Origin of the sequence: Saccharopolyspora sp. 7B (assembly GCF_020177435.1) — a bacterium.
GTDB lineage: Bacteria > Actinomycetota > Actinomycetes > Mycobacteriales > Pseudonocardiaceae > Saccharopolyspora_C > Saccharopolyspora_C gregorii.
Genome location: NZ_JAIUKC010000136.1, coordinates 1 through 4249, shown reverse-complemented (window position 1 = coordinate 4249; position 4249 = coordinate 1). Strand labels below are relative to the sequence as shown.

The following is a 4249-nucleotide window of genomic DNA, read 5'->3' as shown; positions in this document are numbered from 1 at the left end:
CCGCTACCGGCTCCCCACCACCCTGTTCACCGACTTCATGCGCTCCATGCGAATGGACCTGCGCATCACCGAATACCCCACCCGAGCCGCACTCGACGACTACGTCCACGGCTCCGCCGGAGTCATCGGCCTGCAAGTCCTCCCCGTCCTCGGCACCACCGGCCCCCGCGAACACGCCGCACCCCACGCCGCCGCACTCGGATTCGCCTTCCAGCTCACCAACTTCCTCCGCGACGTCGGCGAAGACCTCGACCGCGGCCGCGTCTACCTCCCCGCCGACGAACTCGCCGCCTTCGGCGTCGACACCGACCGGCTGCACTGGTGCCGCCGCACCGGACGCCCCGACGCACCCGTCCGCCGCGCCCTCAGCGACCAGGTCGCCCGCACCCGCGCCCTCTACCGCAGCGCCGAACCCGGCATCGCCCTCCTGCACCCCGCAGCCCGCCCCTGCGTGCGCACCGCACACCTGCTCTACGGCGAAATCCTCGACCTCATCGTCGAATCCGGCTACCAGGTCTTCGGCCACCGCCTCGCCGTACCCACCAGCCGACGCCTCGGCGTCGCCGCACCCCGCATGCTCACCGCACTCACCGCCCGCGCCCTGCGGAGCCGCCGATGAACCCCCGGGTCACCACCCTCTTCGACCGCGGCGGCCGCGACTACGACGCCCTCGTGGCCGCCAACCCCGGCTACCACCGCGACCTGCACCGCTCCGCCCGGCGCCTCCGCATCCCCGGCGACGGCCACGGCCTCCACCTGCTCGACCTCGGCTGCGGCACCGGCGCCTCCACCCGCGCCCTGCACCGAGCGCTGCCCGCCGCCACCATCACCGCCGTCGACGGATCCGCCCGCATGCTCGCCCGCGCCCGCGAGAAGCCCTGGCCCCCCACCGTCCGCTTCGTCCACGCCGACGCCCACGGCCTCCCCGACGCCGGCGTGCACGGCCCGTTCGACGGCATCCTCGCCGCCTACCTGCTGCGCAACCTCCCCGACCCGGACGCCGGACTCCGCCTGCTGCACGACCTGCTCCGGCCCGGAGCACCGCTGGCCGTGCACGACTACTCGCTGCCCCGGCGCCGCGCCGACCGGCTGCTGTGGCACGCCGTGTGCTGGAGCGTGATCATCCCCGCCGGGCGGTGGGTCACCGGCGACACCGCGCTCTACCGCTACCTGTGGCGCAGCGCCCTCGACTTCGACTCCCCACCGGAACTCACCGCGCGGATGCGCCGCACCGGGTTCACCGGCGTGCGCGTCGAACCCATGTCCGGCTGGCAGCGCACCCTCACCCACACCTTCCTCGGGAGGAGACCCGTTGCGTGACCCGCGCGCCGTCCGCCACCCCGCGCACCCCGGCGCCGACCGAGCAGGCACCGGCGGTCCCCGCGTCGCCGTCGTCGGCGGCGGCCTCGCCGGGCTCACCGCCGCCGCCTGCCTGAGCGACCGCGGCGCCGACGTGCTGCTGCTGGAACGCGAACCGCACCTCGGCGGACGCGTCGGCGGCTGGAGCACCACCCTCGCCGACGGCTCCGAGGTCGCGATGAACCGCGGCTTCCACGCGTTCTTCCGGCAGTACTACAACCTGCGCCGCCTGCTGCGCCGCGCCGACCCCGACCTCGCCGGGCTCGTCGCCCTCCCCGAGTACCCGCTGCTGAGCGCGGGCGGCAGCACCGACACCTTCGCCGGGCTCCCCCAGTCACCGCCGTGGAACGCGCTCGGCTTCGTCTCCCGCAGCCCCACCTTCCGCTGGCGCGACGTGCCCGGCATGGACCTGCGCGCCGCCGCCACCCTCGCCGACGTGCGGGTGCCCGGCGTCTACGCCCGGCTGGACGGGACCAACGCCGCCGACTACCTGCGCGACATCGGGTTCCCGCCCGCCGCGCGGCACCTGGCGTTCGAGGTGTTCTCCCGCAGCTTCTTCGCCCCGCCCACCGACCTGTCCGCCGCCGAGCTGGCGCTGATGTTCCACCTGTACTTCCTCGGCTCCAGCGAAGGACTGCTGTTCGACGTCGCCGCCGACTCGTTCCCCACCGCGCTGTGGGAACCGCTGCGGACGCACCTCGCAGCCCGGGGCGTGCGGTTCCGGCTCGGCACCGAGGTCGCCGAGATCTCGCACCGCGGCCCGCGCGAGTTCGCCGTGCACCCGGCGGACGGCGAGCCGGTGGCGGCCGACGCCGTGGTGCTGGCCACCGAACTCGGCGGAGCGCAGCGCGTTCTCGCCGGCTCCCCCGAACTGGCGCACCGCGCGTGGCGGGAGCGGATCGGTGCGCTGCGCCCCCCACCACCGTTCCTGGTGTCCCGGTTCTGGCTGGACCGGCCGGTGCGCGCCGACCGGCACGCGTTCCTCGGCACCAGCGGGTTCGGCCCGGTGGACAACATCAGCGTGCTGGAGCGCTACGAGCACGACGCCGCCGAGTGGACCCGCGCGCACGGCGGATCCGTCGTCGAGGTGCACTGCTACGCCCTGACGTCCGACGCGACCGTCCCGGGAATGCGGTCCCGGGTGCTCGACGAGCTGCACCGGGTCTACCCGGAGACCACCACGGCCGGGATCGTCGACGAACGCCACGAGCTGCGCGCGGACTGCCCGCTGTTCCCGCCCGGCGGGTTCGCCGCGCGGCCGACGATCACCACCCCCGAACCGGGACTGGTGCTGGCCGGGGACCACGTGCGGGTCGACCTGCCGGTGGCGCTGATGGAACGGGCCGCCACCAGCGGGATGCTCGCGGCGAACCGGTTGCTGCGACTGTGGGGGCTGCGCGGGCACGACGTGTGGAGCGTGCCGGTCGCAGGGCGCTCACCGCTGCTGCGGCTGGCCGCGCGGTTCGCCTGAGGTCCTCCTTGCGGGGCTTGTGTTTTCGTCTTCTTGGAGTACTGATTTCGGTCGACACTGAAACCATCGTGCTTAAAAAGATGCGTCGGCCGGGCGGGCCGCCGCCCCGCCGACGATCCAGGGCTCAGGCGCCGCTGCCGCCGTCGACCGGGACGCTCGCGCCGGTCACTCGAGGCCCGATCGCTGAGCAGCCACGCGGCCGCCTCCGCGCTCTCCCGCGGCTGCGCCATCCGCCCCAGCCGGCTCGTCGTCGTCACCCGTTCCACCACCCCGGGCGTCGCCGCCTCCCAGGCATCGATCATCTCCGTGGCCGTACCGCCCGGCGTGCGGATCCGGACCGCGGCGCCGGACACCGGGACTCCGCCGCGAAGAGGCCGCGGTCCTCGCGCACCTCTCCACCCGAGTACTACGTCCGGCTCGAACAAGGCAGGGCACCGCGCCCGTCGGGCGAAGTCCTCGCCGGGATCTCCGCCGCGCTGCCGCTCACCGACGCCGAATCCGACCACCTGCACGTCCTGCCGGTCCCGCGCCCAACCGGACCCGGCGGCACCGGCGCGACGTCCGGCCCGGCATCCGCGCGCTGCTCGAACGACTACCGCTGACGGCGGGCATCGTGGTGTCCGCCAGGTTCGACGTGCTCGCGTGGCATCCCGTCGTCGGGGAGGTCACCGTCGACTGCGACTCGCTCGCGCTCACCGATCGGGACCAGCACCTCGTGCTCTACACCGCGCAGCCCGGCTCCCGCGACGCCGAAGCGCCGGCGCTGCTGGACGTGCTGGGCGCCGAGCGGTTCGACGCGGGCGAAGCCCCGCGACCGGATGACCTTCAGCCCCCGGACCGGCCGCGCAGCTCGCAGCGGCGCTCCGCGTAGGCCAGGTCGTCGCGCCACAACCGCAACGCCGCCCACCGCATCACCGGCCGCAACCCGCCCGCCGCCGCGCGGGCCAGCCGGAAGCCCGGCCGCGTCGAATGCGCCACCACCGCTTCGACCACCGCCGTCGTCGGGCGCCCGGCCGAGTTCCGGCCCAGCGGCGTCGCGTGCGTCTCGACGACGCTGCCCAGGCCCTCCCCCGCCACGATGTGCATCACCACGGTGCGCGGCTCCGGGGCGGTGAACGTCGCGCGCACCGGCACCCCCACTCCCCCGGTCAGCCGGAACGACACCGCGACCTCGAACTCGTCCCGCTCCGCGTCCGGCTCGCGCAGCACCTCCAGGTTCGCGAACGAGTACGGGTGGAACCACGAGCCGTGCCACGGGTCCAACCGGTTCGCCACCACGTCCCGCGGCTCGCACACCCCCACCGCGGGGGCCCCCCCGCCCCCGCGCCCCCCCCCCCGGGCGGGGGCGCCCCCGGGCCGCCTTCCCGGGCGCCGGGTGCCCCTCCCGGGCCTCGCGGGTGGCGAGCACCAGGTGGATGT

Annotated in this window: 5 protein-coding genes; 4 read left to right on the top strand and 1 reads right to left on the bottom strand. The window is 75.1% G+C overall.

Annotated features, from left to right (window positions below):
• From LCD33_RS20975 to LCD33_RS20955, 4 genes are all read left to right on the top strand, one after another.
• Nucleotides 1-619: phytoene/squalene synthase family protein (locus LCD33_RS20975; RefSeq protein WP_224978182.1), on the top strand; the 619-nt coding region annotated here is incomplete at its 5' end.
• Entirely contained in the window at nucleotides 616-1320 is a 705-nt protein-coding gene (locus LCD33_RS20970) for a class I SAM-dependent methyltransferase (protein WP_224958737.1), read from the top strand. The genes LCD33_RS20975 and LCD33_RS20970, both read left to right, overlap by 4 nt.
• Nucleotides 1313-2830, top strand: a complete 1518-nt coding sequence (locus LCD33_RS20965) for an NAD(P)/FAD-dependent oxidoreductase (protein ID WP_224978181.1) — start codon at nucleotides 1313-1315, stop codon at nucleotides 2828-2830. The genes LCD33_RS20970 and LCD33_RS20965 overlap by 8 nt, the downstream gene beginning before the upstream one ends.
• Nucleotides 2831-3443: 613 nt before the next feature.
• A complete protein-coding gene (locus LCD33_RS20955) occupies nucleotides 3444-3701 on the top strand; it encodes a hypothetical protein (RefSeq protein ID WP_224967845.1) in 258 nt (85 codons plus the stop codon).
• Here the strand turns inward: LCD33_RS20955 and LCD33_RS20950 are convergent.
• Nucleotides 3656-4249, bottom strand: a 594-nt coding sequence (locus tag LCD33_RS20950) for a DUF5914 domain-containing protein (RefSeq protein ID WP_374228531.1), incomplete at its 5' end; no start/stop codon positions are given. The two genes, LCD33_RS20955 and LCD33_RS20950, sit on opposite strands and share 46 nt — an antisense overlap.